The sequence below is a fragment of the Paraburkholderia sp. genome (assembly GCF_047605525.1).
GTDB lineage: Bacteria > Pseudomonadota > Gammaproteobacteria > Burkholderiales > Burkholderiaceae > Paraburkholderia.
Genome location: NZ_JASGFN010000011.1, coordinates 1 through 19,134, shown reverse-complemented (window position 1 = coordinate 19,134; position 19,134 = coordinate 1). Strand labels below are relative to the sequence as shown.

General features: G+C 57.8%; 13 protein-coding genes. All 13 read right to left on the bottom strand.

The genetic code is table 11. From position 1 onward, the window contains the following. Window positions 1-127: 127 nt before the first annotated feature. Entirely contained in the window at window positions 128-1,222 is a 1,095-nt protein-coding gene (locus QM685_RS16920) for an alginate lyase family protein (protein WP_415117526.1), read from the bottom strand. 104 nt (window positions 1,223-1,326) lie between these two features. After that, on the bottom strand, window positions 1,327-2,019 hold the full coding sequence (locus QM685_RS16915; RefSeq protein WP_415117525.1) for an acyltransferase: 693 nt from the start codon (window positions 2,017-2,019) through the stop codon (window positions 1,327-1,329). After that, on the bottom strand, window positions 2,016-3,113 hold the full coding sequence (gene glf, locus QM685_RS16910) for a UDP-galactopyranose mutase (protein WP_415117524.1): 1,098 nt from the start codon (window positions 3,111-3,113) through the stop codon (window positions 2,016-2,018). The genes QM685_RS16915 and glf overlap by 4 nt, the downstream gene beginning before the upstream one ends. Next, complete coding sequence (locus QM685_RS16905; protein WP_415117523.1) at window positions 3,106-5,163, bottom strand: glycosyltransferase family 2 protein; 2,058 nt, start codon at window positions 5,161-5,163, stop codon at window positions 3,106-3,108. Before QM685_RS16905 ends, glf begins: the two co-directional genes overlap by 8 nt. Before the next feature lie 98 nt (window positions 5,164-5,261). Next, on the bottom strand, window positions 5,262-8,018 hold the full coding sequence (locus QM685_RS16900; protein WP_415117522.1) for an FkbM family methyltransferase: 2,757 nt from the start codon (window positions 8,016-8,018) through the stop codon (window positions 5,262-5,264). Next, a complete protein-coding gene (gene wecC, locus QM685_RS16895) occupies window positions 8,011-9,282 on the bottom strand; it encodes a UDP-N-acetyl-D-mannosamine dehydrogenase (RefSeq protein ID WP_415117755.1) in 1,272 nt (423 codons plus the stop codon). The genes QM685_RS16900 and wecC overlap by 8 nt, the downstream gene beginning before the upstream one ends. A gap of 98 nt (window positions 9,283-9,380) precedes the next feature. Next, window positions 9,381-10,553, bottom strand: coding sequence for a chain-length determining protein (locus QM685_RS16890; protein WP_415117521.1), 1,173 nt, complete (start codon window positions 10,551-10,553; stop codon window positions 9,381-9,383). After that, window positions 10,550-11,212: an ABC transporter ATP-binding protein gene (locus tag QM685_RS16885; protein WP_415117520.1), complete on the bottom strand. Its 663-nt coding sequence runs from the start codon at window positions 11,210-11,212 to the stop codon at window positions 10,550-10,552. The genes QM685_RS16890 and QM685_RS16885 overlap by 4 nt, the downstream gene beginning before the upstream one ends. Then, a complete protein-coding gene (locus QM685_RS16880; protein WP_415117519.1) occupies window positions 11,209-12,027 on the bottom strand; it encodes an ABC transporter permease in 819 nt (272 codons plus the stop codon). Before QM685_RS16880 ends, QM685_RS16885 begins: the two co-directional genes overlap by 4 nt. Window positions 12,028-12,033: 6 nt before the next feature. Further along, window positions 12,034-13,203: a polysaccharide biosynthesis/export family protein gene (locus tag QM685_RS16875; RefSeq protein ID WP_415117518.1), complete on the bottom strand. Its 1,170-nt coding sequence runs from the start codon at window positions 13,201-13,203 to the stop codon at window positions 12,034-12,036. A 16-nt stretch (window positions 13,204-13,219) separates the two neighbouring features. Further along, window positions 13,220-14,554, bottom strand: a complete 1,335-nt coding sequence (locus QM685_RS16870) for an aminotransferase class I/II-fold pyridoxal phosphate-dependent enzyme (RefSeq protein WP_415117517.1) — start codon at window positions 14,552-14,554, stop codon at window positions 13,220-13,222. Between the two features lie 33 nt (window positions 14,555-14,587). Further along, window positions 14,588-15,541 carry a UDP-3-O-acyl N-acetylglycosamine deacetylase gene (locus QM685_RS16865; RefSeq protein ID WP_415117516.1) on the bottom strand — a complete coding sequence of 318 codons (954 nt, stop codon included), beginning with the start codon at window positions 15,539-15,541 and terminating at the stop codon, window positions 14,588-14,590. Then, window positions 15,511-19,134, bottom strand: a 3,624-nt coding sequence (locus QM685_RS16860) for an SDR family NAD(P)-dependent oxidoreductase (protein ID WP_415117515.1), incomplete at its 5' end; no start/stop codon positions are given. The genes QM685_RS16865 and QM685_RS16860, both read right to left, overlap by 31 nt.

The following is a 19,134-nucleotide window of genomic DNA, read 5'->3' as shown; positions in this document are numbered from 1 at the left end:
GGGCCGCAATGCAGCTCCCAAAAATCACCGAGACCCGCAAGTCGCTCAATACCAAGTTGCGCGTTTACCATCTATCCAGATTTTGAATTAACGACCACAGAGTTTGTTCTTTTAGAACATTTTCTGTTTAGCCGCCTCGTTTCACAAAGTTCACCACACTTGACCAGTCTACGAAACGCTGATGGGGCGTGCCGCACCACACCTTGACTGCGATGTTCCCGGCACCAGGGTCAACGCAACTTGCATCCGAAAACACAGGCCCTGCTTCACATGTATTCCACACGTGCTCAGAGTAGTCCTTCTCGCCAGCCTTCGATCGAACTCGATCGAAGTTGACTTTTGAGTGAGCAAAATCAACGTGCTTTTTCTCACCTAGCGCATATGGCTTGATGAAATCCACGGCCCGATGCAACGATGCGCCTGACGCCGCCTGATAGTCGTACCAGTCGTGGTGACGTTGTTGCGCGACGCACGCGAGCGTCAACAGAGGTTCGACGCTGTACAAATGGTAGTGCATCGCGTCGCGGAGTCCAAAATCCGTACTCGCTCCGTTCGACAAGAAACTATGACTTATTTGCTCCTCGAACCCCGTTGTCACTGTCTTCCACAGTGAATCGTCGTCAAGAATAGTTGCGATCAATCCGACAATCTTCAAACGATGGCTTTGCCAATTTTCGGTGCGATGTCGAGGATCGTTCCACAATATGATTGCTCGATTTCTCAGCCAACCATCAATGAACGTCCTGTTCTCCGGCGTGAATCGGGAGCGCAGCAGGTCATATCCGACAATCAACGGTTCCAGTTTGGTTTCGTTAATCGGATCACCGTCCGGTCGATTCACCTTGGCCCACGCCAAAATGAATTGCATGCCCTTATCGCCGAATTTATCGTCATGACTTACCAGCCATACCCATGCCAACGCGGAGATCTTCTGCATATCTGCGAGAGCCGCATCAGATCTGATTTTCTCGGGATCTGAATTGAGCTTTCCTTCTCCGACCAGCACGGGAACCGGATGGGGATCGTCGTTCAGTGCTGCGCTCGCAATTTTGTACTCGTGCTGATATTGCATTCCGGCTTCGCTGTCCTGCTTTACCAGTTCCACCAACTTCGAAACCTGAGCTGCATCCAGACTGACCGGCCCCGCCCAGGCGGAAGATAAAGACAACGTGCAAGCGCACACCAGCGACCACACACTGCGATGAATTATTCGCGCGTTCATTTATATGTTCTCAACTCAAATTCTTCAGATAATCAAAAATCGGCCATCTATTTATTTTCCAGGAAACAAGCTTCGCCTCCAGTGCACTATAAAAATCTGAAGTTTCAAGATTCAATCTGGTAGTTATCGATATAAGTTCGACTCCAGCCGCAATTCCTCTTCACAATCTTTCCCGGTACACCCGCGATCACAACATTTTTTTCATCGAATCGAGAAGCAACCAAAGCACGAGTGCCCACAATACTGTTGTTGGCAATGATCGCACCCTTCATAAAAAGTGCCTCCGACCCAATCCAGCAGTTGTCTCCAATGATGATTGGTCGTGACCGATTCAAAAGCTCGCGGGTCTCCAGATCGAACATCGCATGCCCATCGGTAGCACGGAATATGATATTCGAGCTCAACATACAATCGCTTCCGATCTCAATGTGAAGATCACTTTCGTTCGCCATAGCAAACCGGGCGCTCTCGATGGAGACTCCGGACTTAATTACCAGAGTTTTGTTTGTCCCAATGCCGGACATGTCGACTGTTGTATTGATGAGACCGCGCTTGTGAGTCTCGCCGATACTGATCTTACTGCCCGCACCCACGATAAATTTGCAGTTCCGGAACAGCGCGCCTTCGTGCACGAGCACTTCCGAGCCTTTCGCCCTGAAATCGACGACCAAACCATCGATGTTCGGATTATCGACAACCGATCCATTCGACAACTGCAATCTGAAAATATTCATCGAAAAACTCACTGAAGAAAGGCTCGCGTTTCGAATCTCCGCCACATTCATCGTAACGTTCACACCAACGACTTGTACTTCGCAAACGCCGATCCGATAACCTGGTGCATGTCGTAGTACTTGTATTCAGAGAGTCGTCCGCCAAATACGACCTTATCCTCTTTTTCCGCAAGCTCGCGATACTTCGCGTAGCGGTCTGAGTTGACCTCGTCGCCGACCGGGTAATATGGAACTTTCCCGTTTGCCCAAGTCGCCGGAATCTCCTTCGTGACCACGGTTTTCTCGCTCCTGTTGCCCGGTGCGAAATGCTTGTGCTCGATAATACGGGTCCAGGCCACGTCAGAATCACCGTAATTGACAACCGCATTACCTTGATAATTGTCGGTATCTTCTATCCAGGTCTCGAAATCGAGGGTTCGATATTCGAGTTCGCCGAATCGGCAATCGAAATAGTCATCGATCTTGCCAGTGAAGACGACAGTCTTTGCTTTCGCATTCCATGCTTGGCGATCGGCAAGATAGTCGACACCGAGCTTCACATCGATCCCTTCAAGCATTTTCTCAAACATGGCCGTGTACCCGTCTTCGGGCACGCCCTGATACTTGTCATTGAAGTAGTTGTTATCCCACGTCAGGCGCACAGGCAATCGTTTGATGATCGACGCCGGCAAATCCTTCGGGTCGCGCTTCCACTGCTTTGCCGTATAGCCGCGAATCAGCTTTTCGTAGATATCCGTGCCGACTTGCGACAGCGCCTGTTCCTCGAGATTGCGTGGCTCGCGGCCTTGAAGATCGAGTTTTTGCGATGCGATCTTCTCCTTCGCTTCTTGCGGCGTCTTCACACCCCACATGTGGTTGAAGGTATACATATTGAAAGGAAGCGAATAAACCTTCCCATCTGATACGGAGATCGGCTGATTCCGGAAGTTATTGAAGCGTGCAAAGCGATTCACGAATGACCAGATGCGCTCGTCGTTGCAGTGAAAAATATGCGGCCCGTAGACGTGAACCTGAATTCCTTCTTTTTCTTCCGTGTGACAGTTGCCCGCAATGTGCTCGCGCTTATCGATAATCAGGCAGGTTTTGCCGTCATCGGCGGCCAGACGCGCAAAGGTAGAGCCGAACATACCGGCGCCAACGATCAGATAGTCATACATTGTGGGTTTCCTCTTCTTGCCGGCTTGCCAGCAGATCTAATAGTTTTGCTTTCCTGGCCTCGTAAAGAGACTGTAAATCCTCGGGAACGCGGTCTTTCACCCATTTCACGAGGTTGCTGCCGAACTCATTCCAGACGTCGAGCAGATAAGTGCCGTTCGTGTGATTGATGATGCGATGATGAGTAAATTCCAACGCATCGAACGCAGCCAGACGCCGATGATCCGAGACATTCGTGATTTGCGACCGTTGCTCGAACTTGCGGTGTGTGCACACCTCTCCTTCGCCGTAGCCAATGTTGTTGGCAGCCAGCAGGCTTTCCCAATGAAAGGCAATGTCGTTATGAACCACCGTGGCGCCGAAAAAGATATTCGCGTCATGAAGCAACTCTGTCTTGATAATTCGATTCCACGGATAGTTGATCAGCGACGAAGCGATACGGCGCAATTCGCTGTTGTCCTTTGCGTGACGGAAGTTCTCCCACAACGCCTTATCCGCATTAAACATGTCGCGAACCTGATTCTTCTCGTGGTATTCGATTCTGTATTTCATGAAATACAGGTCGTTGCCGTGCCGTTTCGCTTCGATAACCGCTTTGCCAAGCTGTTCGCCATCGACAACGTCGTCCGCGTCGAGGAAGAACGTGTACAGCCCCGTACACAAAGGAATCACAGCGTTGCGCGCGCGCCCCGCTCCGCGATTCTTCTGCTGGAAAAAATGCAGATTATCGTGCTGTTCCTCGAGCTTGCGGCAGATCTCCGCGGTGCGATCCTGCGAGCCGTCGTCGATCACGAGGACATTGGTCGTGATGCCCGGTACATTCAGTACGCAATTGAGCGTTTCTTCAACGAATGTCTCGCAGTTGTACGTGGGAATCACGACGGTCAGATCGTGCTGCGCGTAACCCTTGTAAAACTCCTCGATACGGTTATTGAAGTTCGAGCGAAGATTTTTTGCCGGGAGCCGTTTCTGATTTTTCGATACGATCTGGGCAATGCGTTTCCCGATAATTGCCTTGACCTCTTCCCGCTCCTGACGCTGCGAAATCCAACTGCTGCGATAACAGAAATCATAGAACTCGTCGACGATCAGTTGATCTTCTGGCAAATCGACGTGACCGGCCAGGAAGCAGCCAATCGTGTTGATATGGCTGCACATGGCCGCGAGCTTGAAATCGGCCGCGCCCATCGTTTGACCTTCGCGCGCCATCCGATGGTAGCTGATAATGTCGTCGATCTTGACGAGCGTGCCATGCGATGCGAGTACAAACCAGTGAAGCGGATTGTCTTCGTAGAAGTAGTCGCCTTCCGGATACGCAATCTGATTGTCTTCCAGAAAAGCCCGACGATAAAGTTTTCGCCACGGCACCGGTGAAGTGCGAAATACCTCGGGCACGGACTTGGCCGTAAAAGCTTTATCGGTCGGAATCTTTTCGAACATCTGCAGATCGTACGCTTCCGAATAGTGGCGACTGTGCTCGACGAACGTCCGGAAACCGCCAATGACGATGTCTGCCTTATGCCGCTCAGCAGCGGCGACCATATTCTCGAATGCCGTCTCTGTAATCCAGTCGTCACTGTCGACAAAACCGATATACGTACCTGTCGCGGCGATGATACCGATATTGCTCGGAATGCCCGCACCGCCCAACGTGTTGTGATCGAGATGAATCACGCGGATGCGGCTGTCGAGTTCCGCGTGCATTCTGATGATTTCCTTACCGTTGTCGGTGGAAGCATCATCGACAATAATCAGCTCGAAGTTGCTATAGGTCTGGTAACGGACCGACAGAATACACGCGTCAAGATACGGTCCTACATTAAAGACCGGCATGACAATCGAGATTTTTGGCCCGGCATGGCTCACGTCGCGATGCGGTTTTCGCGGTGCCGGAATTGCGGCCCCATCGAGGCAAAGCTTTTTCTCAGCCCAGGCGATATTAAATTCGGCGAACTTATACAGCGGATCGCTATTCGCGATTTTTTTGTACTCCCTGATCGCACCGACGAGATCGCCAGCGCGAACCAGATCGTTTCCCTGCTTGATACTCATCACTACCCCGTTAGGACGGACGCTGCCGCATTAACCGAATCAAAGTTCTGTCGTAAAAGATCGACCGTTGGGTACAATATTCGAAAAACTACCCAAGACTATCTTTCCGATTTTAACATGCCATCCGTTAGCTCATTGAGCCGATTTTTCAATTCCTGAAGCTCCTGCATCAATTTCAACGGATGAGCATTTGCAAACTTTTCACTCATATATGCAATATTCGCGCGCCGTAACAACGGCGAATCTCGCATCCATTCTTCCTTCTGCTCATAAATGCGCAGTACCCGATAACCGAATGTCTGCAGGAATTGATCAACTTCCGCGAAATAGGTCTGCTGCGTTCCAGAACGATTGAAACCGACCTCGATATAAAGAATGTCGATGCTCTGGCGCTCCAGCAATTTGCGTGCACTTGCTAGCACGTCCATTTCCTTGCCTTCGACGTCGATCTTGAGCAGGTTGATCTTGCCATCGGTGAATATCGGAGCCTGACTATCAAGGCTTACGCAGCGCGCGGTAAACACATCACCTGGACCAGGTTCGGACACCAGGTCAACCGACAAAGCCTTGGTCATGCTTTTTGCCGGGATGAAGCGATGCGTATCGCTCGATTCAGCAATCGCGAGATTGTACGTGTGCACGACCGTACTATCGGACCCGGAAATCTTGCTCGTAAGTTGCGCGTAGCTGTTCGGATTAGGCTCGAACAAATGTGCTTCGTGAATCCGGAATCTTTTACTCGAACGCTTGATCTTCAGGAACACGTCGCCCACATAGGCGCCGACGTCCACGTAGATAATCGCCTTACCGTTAAAAAACAACTCCAGATCCACCAGCAAGTCGTCGATATCAGCGTCGCCCTTATTCGTTTTGGGAACAATCGCCCGTTTCAATTTCTCTAACGCAGCCTTTTCCTGTTCCAGCTTGGCTTTGGCCTGCTTCAATGACGTCAACTCGCCTCCACGCTCTTCTGCTATGCGCGCTTGCATGTCACGTCCCTCGATCAGCAATTGCTTTTCCTGCTCCAGTTTCGTCTTCGCCTGTTTCAGAAGATCGATCTGGCGAGTGTGCTCCTCCACGACCTTGGCCTGAGCTTCCTGCGTAGTCGACAACGCGTGTTTTTCCTGCTCCACCTGCATTTTTGTTTGCTTCAAGGCATCAAGTTCCTTCGCGCGTTCCGCGGCGACGCCCGATAGCACCTCATGCCTGACCGTCAGCGAATGCTTTTCCTGCTCCAGCTTCGTCTTCTCCTGTTTCAGAAGATCGATCTGGCGAGTGCGCTCCTCCATGGCCCTTGCCTGAGCTTCCTGCGCAGTCGTCAATGCGTGTTTTTCCTGCTCCAACTGCATTTTCGTTTGCTTCAAGGTATCAAGTTCCTTCGCGCGTTCCGCGACAACGTTCGATAGCACCTCGTGCCTGATCGTCAACGACTGCTTTTCCTGCTCCAACAGTGCCTTTGTCTGCCGCAGCGCGTCGAGTTCTCGAAGGCGTTCTTCGGCGATGCGAAGTTCGACTTCGTGCCGGACCGCCAACGCCTGCAGTTCCTGTTCGACGGTCGCTTTTGCAGCCTTGAGCGCTTCCAGTTCGCGCGCGCGTTCTTGCGCGTCGCATACCTGCGCGTCGAGTTGCACATTGACGCGCTGCAGACTCTCGCGCTCGGCAAAAACCTGCTCCAGTTCTTCCTGAACCCGATGCAGATTTTCCAGCAGCAACTCGTTATCGCCGCTCTTCTGAATCGACGCGTCAAGCGCGTCGCGCAATTCGGTTTCGCTTTGATCGCGCTGTTCGACTAGCAGCGCGTTCTCTTTTTGCAATTGTGATTTTGCGTGCTTGAGCGCTTCGAGTTCGCGATTGCATTCGTCCAGCAGACGCGCCTGCGATTCGTGGCGTGCCGATAGTATGGTTTTTTCCTGCTCCAGCTTCGCCTTCGACTGCTTCAGCGCTGTAACTTCGCGCTCCCGGTCAATTGCGAGCCTGGACTGTTGATCACGTTCGCGAGCGAGATTGCTCAACTGCTTCTCGGCAGCCGCACGACGCTCCGCAAATGCGGTTTTCTGCTTCGCTTCGCTGTCGCGCGCACGCTTTGCCTCATTTCGCAGTTGTTTGGCCTGACGAGCTTCGGACTCACTGAATTGCGTGTCGACAGGCAGCAATTCGAGCATGGCTTCCGCCTCGACGACGTCGCCAGCCTCATGCAGCCGGAACGCCAGCCATTTCAGACGAAACGCCTTCGGATCGAGGTCGTAAGCACGGCGAGCCGCTTCCGCCGCATTTGCGCGATCGTCTTTTCCCAGGTGTCGTGCGAGTGCCGTGTAGCCTTGGGCCTGCATCGCGGGAGCGATGGACTGTGCGCCAATGACTTTTTCGACGGCGTTGAAACCACCGCTTTGCCACGCTGCGATAACCTTACTGAAATCTTTGCCGCCCAGCGCCGCTGGCGGAATCCGACGAGTCGATTGACGCCATATCCTGACGAGCTTGCCGGGTACCGAAAAGAGCGAAACAGGCGCATCCACACCCTCGATCAGGATGTTGCCTAGCCAAGCATTCAATGCGTGATTCGATTCGCGTTCGTGGATCTTCTTCTGCGCGTCGACGAGCGCCTGAAGGCGGCGGTTTTCCGCGTGCATTTCCGGCAGCTCATCGGCGACCCAACCGCTCGCGATTACGGATGCATTCGTCACCCCGGATTTCGAACCGGTCGTCAGGCTTGGGGCTACAGGTTGGGTCCCAGAATAATTGCGCTCCAACTCCTCTTGAGCGTGATGAAGCTGAACGAGCAACAACTCGTTTTCCCGCTGAAGTTCCGAGACGAGAGATTCGAACGCGTCCTTGTTATCGGTATTGTTAGCCATGTTTCCTCTCCCAGACTCCGCGAGTGTCGATGAGTTTTTGAAAACGGGTCAATTGCGGGGAAATGCTCTTGAACTGCGAGTGATCGACCAGCAGCACAAGAACGCTGGCGCGTTCTATCGCGGCTCTCAAATCCATTTGCGCAACGCGACGATCGGTCAGGCTCTGCGGCAGACTCTCCAGGTTCGGTTCTACGACAAAAACCTTACCTGCATGACGATCTGCCAATGCCTCCGCGATATGCAGTGCCGGACTTTCACGTAAATCGTCGATGTCCGGCTTGAACGTGAGACCGAAGCACGCAATGCCGATATCGGTCGCCGTCATGCCGTGTGCTTTCAGTTCCGCGATTGCTTCATCGACTTTCTGAAGCACCCATTTGGGTTTCGTATCGTTGACAGATCGCGCGGTCGCGATCAATTTCGCGGTTTCCGGTGCGCTATTGACGATGAACCACGGATCGACGGCAATGCAATGCCCGCCCACGCCACAACCCGGCTGCAAAATATTCACGCGCGGATGCCGGTTTGCAAGACGGATCAGTTCCCACACATCGATGCCCTGGTCGTCGCAAATCATCGACAATTCGTTGGCGAAAGCAATGTTCACATCGCGGAAACTATTCTCGGCCAGCTTGCACATTTCGGCCGCACGCACCTGTGCCACCACGCATTCGCCCTGCACGAACGACTTGTAAAGCGCAACTGCCGCCTCCGAGCATTTGTGCGTCATGCCGCCAATCACGCGGTCGTTGGCAACGAGTTCGTGCACGATGCGCCCAGGCAGCACCCGCTCCGGACAGTAAGCGATGCGAATGTCGGAATCGCTACCGGCCTGCTGTGGAAACGTCAGATCGGGACGCATCTCGGCCAGCCATTGCGCGAGCTTTTCCGTGGTGCCTACTGGTGACGTAGACTCCAGAATGACGAGATTGCCTTTTGCGAGCACTGGCGCGATCGATTTCGCTGCGGCCTCGATGCAGCTCACATCGGGTTTCTGCCCGGCCGTCAACGGCGTCGGCACCGCAATGACGAACGCATCGGCAGGCTCTGCCTGCATGGTCGCGCGCAAATAGCCTGCGCCAACCGCCGCCTGAACCAGAATATCCAGTTCGGGCTCGACGATATGAATATTTCCCCGATTGATGGTATCGACAACATATTCCGAAACGTCGACACCGATCACTCGCATTTTGCGCGACGCGAACAGTGTTGCCGTCGGCAAGCCGATATAACCCAAGCCTATTATTGATATTGTGTTCAAGATGCGTTTACCAGAATTTCGTGAATGAGCTGCGATGCCGCGCTGTTATGCCGACTTTCTTGTCGATGTCCTCATTGAGGGTGTTCATGCTTTTGTCGAACTCAATCCACGTGATCGAGAATGATGCTTTCGAGCAGCTTGATCATACCGATCAATGCCAGCGCAATGAGCAACGTAATAAACGCGTTATAGATGCGCTGCGGTTGCATCGGATAGCCCGGCATGGTGGGCGATTGAAGAATAGATACCATCTTCAGTGTACGTGCTGCATCCATACGCCCTTGCTCTAGTGCGGAAAGCGCGGTTTTGTAGAGATCCTGTGCGAAGGTCACCTGCAATTGCAACTGCTTGAATTCATCGATCGTGTAATTAAGCGTTTTGCTCGACGGCGCCGCCAATTCCGCACGTTTCTGCGCAATTTGTTGATCCAGTGCCGCGAGATTCTTCTTCAGCATCATCACTGTAGGCTGATTCGGGCTCAGATTGGGCGGCAACGCGGCAAGCTGCGTCTGAATGTCGGCCTTCTGCCCTTCAAGTCTCGCTATCAACGTATTAATGCTGTCGGCTGTCGATGCAGGCGCAGCCAAACCCTTCTCGTTCTGGAACGTCAGCAGGTTTTGCGAAGCCTCCATCAGACGATCGTGCGCAAAGGTGACCTGCCTCTGCAAAAAGTCCACCTGCGACTGAGCGAGTTGATGGCCCAGTTCGTTCATATGCTGCTCGCCAAATTTGACCATGAGGTCCACGATGGCCTGAGCGGTTTTCGCGTCGTAGGCTTGCACCTGAATTCGGACAACTCCGCTGTAGTCGTCGTATTCGACATCAATGCGATTGAGCCAGTACTGATAGAACCACTCCACCGGTGCATTCTTGAACCACATACGCGAAATCGGATCGCGATGCCAGTTGCTGTAGTGCGATCGAAGGTCCAGCTTCGCATCGATCTTTTCGAGCATGTCTTCCGACAGAAGATATTCGATCAACAAGAGTTGATCTGCACTATTCGCACCGCCAGTTGCTGTGAGGGCTGCAGGGATGGCTACGCTCGGACCGTTGATCTGGTCTGTTCGTTGAATGATTACGGTCGCCTGCGAAACATAACGGTCGGAAGCGAAGAATAGCCAATACGGAATGGCGACAATGGCGGCGATTATCACCAACCGGATGCTCAGTTTGAAAATCCGGATGGAAAACAGTGCATTTTTTGCTTTCTCGTAAACACCGGCCCACCCACTACTCGAGCGGAAACTTTCAATTGCCAACGGTTCTTTCATGGGAGAAGTTTGGTCTTGTAAGCGTTCAATCCATCGGCAAGATCGTCGAACCAGTGCGCCTGGCCCTCGTCAATCCAGATTGCCGACTGACAAAATTGTTTGAGCGTACTTTCATCATGGGAAACCATGATCACGCTGGCTTTGCTAGCCATGCCTTTAAATGCATCGGCAGCCTTTTTTCTGAAGCGGGCGTCGCCGGCAGAGGTAACCTCATCGGAAATGTAGACATCGAAATCGAATGCCAGCGACAGAGCAAACTGGAGCCGCGACCGCATACCCGAAGAATAGGTTTGAACCGGTTCGTCGAACGCGCCCCCCAGTTCCGCGAAATCCTGGATGAATTCGAGTCGACGAGATACTTCATTTTCGTGACCATGAACACGGCAGACGAACTTCGCGTTCTGGCGTCCGGTAAGCGTGCCCTCCAGCCCACCACCGCCCATCGGCCACGAAACGCGGCATAGTCGCTGAACTCTGCCTTTAGTCGGAAAATCGATGCCACCGATGATCCGTAACAAGGTGGATTTCCCGGCGCCGTTGTGACCGATCAGGGCAACGCTTCGACGGGGCGGAATGGTCATGCTGATGCCTCTCAGTACCCATTTCCCGGCGCCGTGTTCGGTCACGTAGCGCTTATGAACGTTTTCGATCAGTATCAACGCATCACCAGCTTTCTGGAATAACGCTTGTACAGCGCGAGGCCAACCAGCATGAGTCCTAGTGCCCAGGCGTAAAGATAGGCAAGACTCACTCCCTGAAGAGTGTGATAGGTGGGCAAAAAGCCCTGGCGCATCAACTCAAGTCCATTGACGACAGGATTGGCAACGAAAATATACTGATATGGTTTCGGTACATACAGGGAGATCGGCAGCAACGCTCCTGAGATGTAGTAAAGAGGTAAATAGAGAAGCTTGAAAATGTGGTCGAGTTCTGGAACAACGCGCATCGCCACGGATGTGATGAGGCCAAGGCCCAATCCAAGCAACCACAGTCCGATAAAACTCAGGATAACGAGCAACGGATCAGCCGGAAGCCATTTCGGATTCGTTGTATCCATGGTCATGCCGTGGCCCGCAGCGATCGCGAGCACAACGATCATTACAGATATCGGTACCATGAGGAATGCCTCCAGGACAGCTCTCACCAGAGCAACATCAAATGGCTTGACCTGCCTGTAAGCAAAGAATGCTTTATTGGAGTCTATCCCGTGCAGTACCTGCGTCCAGGTCCGACGCCACAGCAAAAATCCGATAAAGCCCGCGATAATCCACATATTGATAGCCATTCCACCAATCTGATGCACGTGGAATGTCTCCAGCCCGAACGCATGGAGCGAAATATAGATAATCGGCTCAACCATCAGCCAAAGCCATGCCGCCCGCGCCTCGAACAGACGATCGAGCGCCTCGCGCAGAAACATGGCGCGCCAGACAGAAAAAGTAATTTCGCCAGCGCTGCGAACTCTTGCTGTCATAACACGTTACTGCACATCATGAGTAAACGTCACCGTCGGATCGGCCACCATCACGACATACGTAAGGAACTTCCGGAATTCCGCGCCAGGCGAATTCGAAACATAAATCACGTCGTGGTTTTGAACCGGGAAATTCTGCGTGACAAAGAACGCAGCCGGATCGCGCAAATTGATCTCGTACACCACTGGCACCTTGCCTTTGTTGACCTTGACCGAGGGATCCATGTTGTCCACGAGCTTTGCATCTTCGAAGCGGAACACGAAGATACCGCGCGCGTCTGCACGACTATCACTCAGCCCCCCCGAACGAGCCAGCGCCTGCGCCAGTGAAATACCCTGTGCTTCGAAAGGAATCTCGTCGTTCTTGCCTGTTGCGCCGAGCACCGAGAATGTCAGCGGCTGGAAAAGCGCCGTCACCACGTCGCCCGGCTTGAGCAGCACGTTCTGCTTCGGATCTCGAATCACAGATTCGAGTGACATGGTGGCTGTCGTGTCACCCCGCGACAATTGCACCGCCATATGACTGACCGGCTGCTTCAACCCGCCCGCAAAGGCGAGCGCGTCCAGCAGGCGCTCGCCCTTCGGCGTGAGCGGCATCATCGTACTGGTGTTGACTTCGCCCACAACCGTGACGTTTGAAGCGTTGTTCTTCACCACGCTCACGAGCACCTGCGGCTGATTCGCTTTGCCCTTGAGATGATTGACGATACTAGTCTCGATCTGCTCGGTGGTGTGACCAGCCACTGCGATGCGGCCCGCGAAGGGAATGGAGACGGTGCCGTCGGCGGCCACCATTTGCGTCGGCAGCGTAACACTGCTCGATGAGCCCGAGCCGAGCGACGGCAGGGAAACCGGCGCGCTCGCGCTGAACAGCATGGCGGGCGGCGTCTCCCAGATCGTCACTTCGATCACGTCGCCAGGTCCGATCACGTAGTTGTTGGCCGTCTTGCTCGCGAAGGTGCTCGAGAACTGGTCCAGCCGTTTTGCGTCGGCGAGCTTGCGCGCCAGCCCGTCGTTGACATCCACCACCTGGATACCCTCAACGCGCCCCGAATCACTCTGCTCCCGAACCTGTTGACGGCTCGGACCGGATGTCGGCAACCAGTCCGGAAACGTCCCGCACCCCGTAAGCATCAAAACTGCAGGAAGGCAAACTGCCAAAAATTTCTTCTTCATGAATGCTCAAATCTGATCACGAATTACCCGCCAACCGCGCCACCGCCGTCACCGTCCGACTAATCTGCTCCGCCCCATGCGTCGAACAGATAAAAAACCGCAACCGCGCCGCCTTCTCCTCGACAGCCGGATAAAAAATCGGCTGCACGTTAATGCCTTGCTCGAACAACGCGTTCGCCCACTGCGCGGCCTTCAACGAACTGCCCGTAATCACCGGCACGACCGCATAGCCCGCGCTCGTGCCGACATTGAGTCCAGCCGCACGCGCTTCGGCAAGAAACTGATGCCCCCGCTCCCGCAATTGCTCGACCCGTTCGGGTTGCGCAATCAAACTTTCGAGCGCCGCGAGCGACGCTTCGGCGAGCGCCGGCGCAAGGCCCACGCTATATAAAAATCCCGGCGCCAGATGACGCAGCATGTCGGCAAGCGGCTGACAACCAGCGATAAACCCCCCACAACCCGCCAGCGTCTTGCTCATCGTCCCCATCCACAGATCGACACGATCCGGTGCCACGCCGCACTGCTCACGAATGCCCCGCCCCGTCGCGCCGAGCACGCCGAGCGAATGCGCCTCGTCGACCAGCAGAAACGCGCCGTACCGCTCCTTCACCTCGCAGAAACGCTCGAGATCGGGGAAATCGCCGTCCATGCTGTACAGCCCTTCGATCGCGATCAGCACGTGACGATACTCGCGACGCACGCGCGTCAGCAGTTCGTCGAGCGCCTGCCAATCGTTATGCGCGAAGCTCAATCGCTTCGCGCCGCTCAACTGCGCGCCCTGCACGATACTGTTGTGCGCGAGCGCATCGTGCACGATCAGATCGCCGGGTCCGAACAGTGCGCCGATCACCGTCACGTTGGTCGCATGTCCGCTCACGAACGCGACGCAATCGTCGGTTTCATAAAACGCCGCAATCGCGCGTTCGAGTTCGCGATGCACGGGCCGTTCTCCCGCGACAATCCGGCTCGCCGATGCCGACGTGCCATACCGATCGATGGCGGCCTTCGCACGCGACGCGATGACGGGGTCGCCCGCGAACCCGAGGTAGCTGTAGTTCGCGAAGTTCACATACTCGCGGCCGCCGATTTGTGTCGTCGCGCCCGCAATACCGTCATGTACCCGAAAAAACGGCGACTCGACTCGCAGCGTCTCGCCCATTTCGTGCATCAGCCTGACTTGCTGATATTGCGGCATCTCTTCGAAGCGGCTGCGTGCGGAGAGCGTCCGCGCGGCCGGTGCCGCCTGCACATCGGGCATGCCGGGCGCCGCGGCCGCATCGGTCGCGCGCTCCAGTTGCCGCTTCAGTGCCTTGGCCGCCAGTTGCTGCCGTAGTGTTTCCCCGAGTCCCATGTAATCCGATCCAGCCTGTATGTGCGCCACGCGTTACGCGTGCGCCTCGACCCACTCGTACGCGCCGGGCGTTCCCAGCAACGCGGCGAGCAGCCGGTAGTTCATTTCATGTGTCGGCCGCCGCGCGCTCACGTGGCCCAGCAACGGCGCACCCGCGAGCGCGAGATCGCCGACCAGATCCAGCACGCGATGCCGGACGAACTCGTCGGGCCGGCGCAGTCCGCCGACCACCCGCTTGCCGACGATCGCGGCCGTGCATGACAGCCGTGCGCCGCGCAGAATCGGCCAGCCGCGCAGATAGCCGACCACGATCGCGGGCACCGCCCATTTGATCTGCCCATACGAGCGCGACGATGCGATTTCGTCGGCGAAGGCGCGCGGCGTGAGCACGCCGTGCCACTCCATGTCGCCGAATCCCTTGAGGTCGTTGTTATGCACGCTGAGTGCATAGTCGTCGGCAGGTTCGACGCGCATCTCGCGACGCGTGGCGCCCTCACCGTCAGCGACGCTCACACTTTTGAGCACCCGCAAAAAGAGCTTCGGCTGCGGCAACGCGGTACGACCGCACGCGCGAATCGCGTCGATCCACGGCTGCGCGCTGCCGTCGAGAATCGGCACCTCTTCGGCATCGAGTTCGACGATCGCGTGATCGATCTCGCAGGCGAGCAGCGAGGCCAGCAGGTGCTCGACCGTGCGCACGCCGAGACCATCGTTGCCGTGCAGCATCGTGCAGAGCGGCTGGCCCCGGCGCAGCGACGGATCGGCGGCCACCGTGCCGAGCGCTCGCCCCTTGTGAGTGCGGCGAAACACGATGCCGTGCCGCTCGCCCGCGAGCCGCGCCGAGTCAGCCGGAAGAATGCGCACGTTCACGCGCCGCCCGGTATGCAGGCCATGCCCCGACAGTTCGAGCGGCCGCGCGAGCGTGCCTTCGCTCGCCTGCCAGCCCGCGGGCAGCTTTACTCCGCGAACGCCGGCGTCGACTGACATGACTCGTCTCCCTGTTGATCGTGAGTGTGAGTGGCGTTGCCGCGATTGCGTTCGAGCAGCGCGCGCGCTTCGTCTTCGTCGAGCGCATGGCGCTGGGCCAACGCCGCGACCTCGTCGCCCGCATCGTTCGACGCAGCCTGAGCGCCGTCGGCAGCGCTCTCGTCGAGCATGTCGACGATGCGCACGGCGAGCGTATGCACGGTGGCACCTTCGGCGATCGCCATGATCGACAGCTTCACACCGAACGATTCCTCGACCGCCATGCCGAGCTCCATGCCCATCAGCGAGTCCATGCCCAGCTCGAGCACGGAGCGATCGAGCGCGACGCGCTCCGGCGACATGTGCAGAATCCGCGCGATATGCCCACGCAGCGCGGTCTCGACCAGCGCGATCGCGTCGGCTCGCGGCAGCGCGCGCAACTGCGCGAGCAATGCGCCGTCTTCGTTCGTCGTCTCGGCTGCCGCGCCGCCTTGCATCGCCATATAGCGCCGCGCTTGCGCCGCGGGCATACCGCGCGCGATCGCCGCCCAGTCCAGACGCACCACGGCCTCGCCGGCTGCACCGCTTGCGAGCGCGCGTTCGAGTGCCGTCATCGCCTCGTCGGAGGTGATCGACGCACCGCCGATGCGCGCTTGCAGCGCTTCACGCGTCGTGCTGTTGCGCGCGAGGAAGCCGACGTCCTCGATCGGCCCCCATGCCATGAAGGTGGCGGGCAGCCCGGCCGCGCGGCGATGCGCGACGAGCGCTTCGAGGAAGCTGTTGGCCGCAACGTACGCGCCCTGGCCCGGATTGCCGAGAAACGTCGTGGCCGACGAATACAGCACGAAGAAGTCGAGCGCGCAGCGCCGCGTCGCGCGGTGCAGGTTCCATGCGCCCGCGACCTTCGGTTCGAGCACGGCGAGCATGCGCGCGTCGTCGATATTGCGCAGCAGGCCGTCGTCGATGCGCATCGCGGAGTGCAGCACGCCCTTGAGCGGGGTGCCGCACGCCTCGATCGTCTCGACGAGATGATCGAGCGCCGCCGCGTCGGTCACATCGCACGAGACCACGGTCACGTTCACGCCGTGCGCGGCCAGCAAGCGTTCGAGCTCCTGCTGCTTCGCGGCGTCGAGTTCGCCGCCGCGGCTCGCGAGCGTCAGATGCCGCGCGCCGCGCGCGATCATCCAGCGCGCGCTTGCGTAACCGAGACCGCCCGTGCCGCCGACGATCAGATACGCCGCCCGCGGATCGAGACTCAGCGCGGGCTGCGCGACACCGCGCGTGGGCGCGGGCGTGCCAGACGCATAGGTCACGAGCACCTTGCCGATCTGGCGCGCCTGCTGCATGTAGCGGAACGCTTCTTCCGCGCGCGCGGCGGGGAAAGCGCGATACGGCAGCGGATGCAGAACACGGCTCACGAAGAGCGCCATCACTTCCTCGAAGAGGCGCGTGGTGAGATCCGGCAGCACGCCCATAAGCTGGTCGGCGTCGATGCCGAAATAGCTGATGTTGTTGCGGAACGGCCGCAGACCGATCTGGCTGTTCTCGTAGAAGTCGCGCTTGCCGAGTTCGAGGAAGCGGCCGAACGGACGCAGCGTATCGATGCCGCGAACCATCGCCTCGCCCGCGAGCGAGTTGAGCACGATGTCGACGCCCTCGCCGTTCGTACAGGCGCGCACCTCGTCGGCGAACGCGAGGCTGCGCGAGTCGAACACGCGATCGACGCCGAGCAGGCGCACGAACTCGCGCTTCTCGTCGGCACCGGCAGTGGCGAACACTTCGGCGCCGAGATGGCGGGCGATCTGGATCGCCGCGATGCCGACACCACCCGCGCCGCCGTGAATGAGCACGCGCTCGCCGCGACGCAGTCGCGCGAGTTCGCACAGCGCGTAGTACGCGGTGAAGAACGTGGTGGGAATCGTAGCGGCTGCTTCGAAGGAAATCGTTTCGGGCTTGCGCGCGATCGCGCTCGCTCGTGTGACCACGTGCGTGGCGAACGAAGCCGGTGCGAAGCCGAGCACGGCGTCACCCGGCGCCCAGCCTTTGACGCCCTCGCCGACCCGCACGATGCGGCCCGAGAGTTCCATGCCGATCGTCGCCCCGGCAAAGCCGGTCTCGACCGCTTCGTCGGAGAGCAGGCCCATCGAATACATGACGTCGCGGAAGTTCAGACCGGTTGCGATCGGCGCGATCTCGACTTCGCCCGGATTCAACTCGCGCGCGGGCAAAGCGAACCATTCGAGGTTGCGCAGCGAGCCGGGCATGTCGAACGCCAGCACCGCAGGCACGGCGTCGGCCACCTGTTCAGCCGTGGCTTCGTCGCGGAGAGTCTGCCGTTCGACGGTTTGCGCCGGCAGCATGCGCGGCACGTAGCGGCCTCGCGGCGTGAGCAGCACTTCTTCCTCGCCGTCGTCGCGCGTGAGCACGTGCGCCAGTTGCGATACGGCTCCGCCGTCCGCGCACGCGACGTCGATGAGGCGCAACGCAAGCGCCGGATACTCGTTCGCCATCACGCGGCCGAGGCCCCAGAGGCTCGCCTGCTCGGGGTGCGCGGCCGAGCCCGCGGCTTGACCAAACGGTGCGCCGCCGCGCGTCACCACGCACAGGCGTGCCCGCGCGGCCATGCCGGCTGCATCGAGTTCGCGTGCGAGCGCGGCGAGTGCGAGCGCACCGCGCTGCTGCGCGTGCATCACGTCGGCACCGCTGGCGTCGTCAAGCTGCGTGAGCGGCGCGACGAACACGATCTGCGCTTGCGTGTTCCTGCGTTCGAGCCACGCGACCGCTTCGCGCGCGCCAGCCGATTCAACCTCGCAGCCTTGACGCGCAAGTTCTGTCGCGAGCGCGCAGCCGAACGCATCGTCGCCGCTCTGCACGATCAACCAGGGTTGAGCGTGAGCCGAACCGGCTTGCCTCTGCCGCGCGGAGGCGGGCTTGCGCGCGACCATCAGTGTCGGCGCGCCTTCGAGATCGAGACCCTGCTCCGTGTGGCGCACGACATCCCGCAGGCCGGCGCGCTCACACAGCGACTGCAATGCGGCGGGCTCGAGCGCGCCATAGGCCTGTGCGGCGACCTCGTGGCCCGCCACGCCGAAGACGATGTCGGTGAAACGGCTGCGGCGCGCGTCGGCGAGCACGACAATGCCGCCCGGCGCGAGCCGTTCGGCAATCGCCTGCAGTACGGAGAGCGGATCGGCCTGCTCGCCGAGCATGCGGTTGACGACGACCACGTCGAACGGCGCCGCGTCGTGGCAATGCGTGAAAAGCGGCTCGTTTTCGCCGAGCTGCAGCGTTTGAACGTGTGCGTGTGCTTCCGCGTCGAGCGCGGCGAGTTGCTGGTGCGTACCCGCAAGAACGTGCTCGCACTGTGCAGCCGGCAGGCCGAGGTCGAGCGGCTGGAGCACTTCGCCGCTCGTCGCACCGATTTCCAGTATGCGCAGGCGACGAGTGCGCGGCCACGCCGCTAGCGCTTCCTTCACGCAGACGGAGAGCATCGCGCGCGCATGCGACCACGTGGGCGACGCGTCGAAGAACTGCTCGACGAGGCTGCGCCCCGTCGACGAGAGCAGCGCGGGCGCGGCGGCATCGGCCGGCACGCCGCGCAGCACGCGCGGCAG

Coding starts and splice junctions, on each gene's coding strand:
- QM685_RS16920 (WP_415117526.1), bottom strand. CDS start 1,222: ATGAACGCGCGAATAATTCATCGCAGTGTGTGGTCGCTGGTGTGCGCT.
- glf (WP_415117524.1), bottom strand. CDS start 3,113: ATGTATGACTATCTGATCGTTGGCGCCGGTATGTTCGGCTCTACCTTT.
- QM685_RS16905 (WP_415117523.1), bottom strand. CDS start 5,163: ATGAGTATCAAGCAGGGAAACGATCTGGTTCGCGCTGGCGATCTCGTC.
- QM685_RS16900 (WP_415117522.1), bottom strand. CDS start 8,018: ATGGCTAACAATACCGATAACAAGGACGCGTTCGAATCTCTCGTCTCG.
- QM685_RS16890 (WP_415117521.1), bottom strand. CDS start 10,553: ATGAAAGAACCGTTGGCAATTGAAAGTTTCCGCTCGAGTAGTGGGTGG.
- QM685_RS16880 (WP_415117519.1), bottom strand. CDS start 12,027: ATGACAGCAAGAGTTCGCAGCGCTGGCGAAATTACTTTTTCTGTCTGG.
- QM685_RS16875 (WP_415117518.1), bottom strand. CDS start 13,203: ATGAAGAAGAAATTTTTGGCAGTTTGCCTTCCTGCAGTTTTGATGCTT.
- QM685_RS16870 (WP_415117517.1), bottom strand. CDS start 14,554: ATGGGACTCGGGGAAACACTACGGCAGCAACTGGCGGCCAAGGCACTG.
- QM685_RS16865 (WP_415117516.1), bottom strand. CDS start 15,541: ATGTCAGTCGACGCCGGCGTTCGCGGAGTAAAGCTGCCCGCGGGCTGG.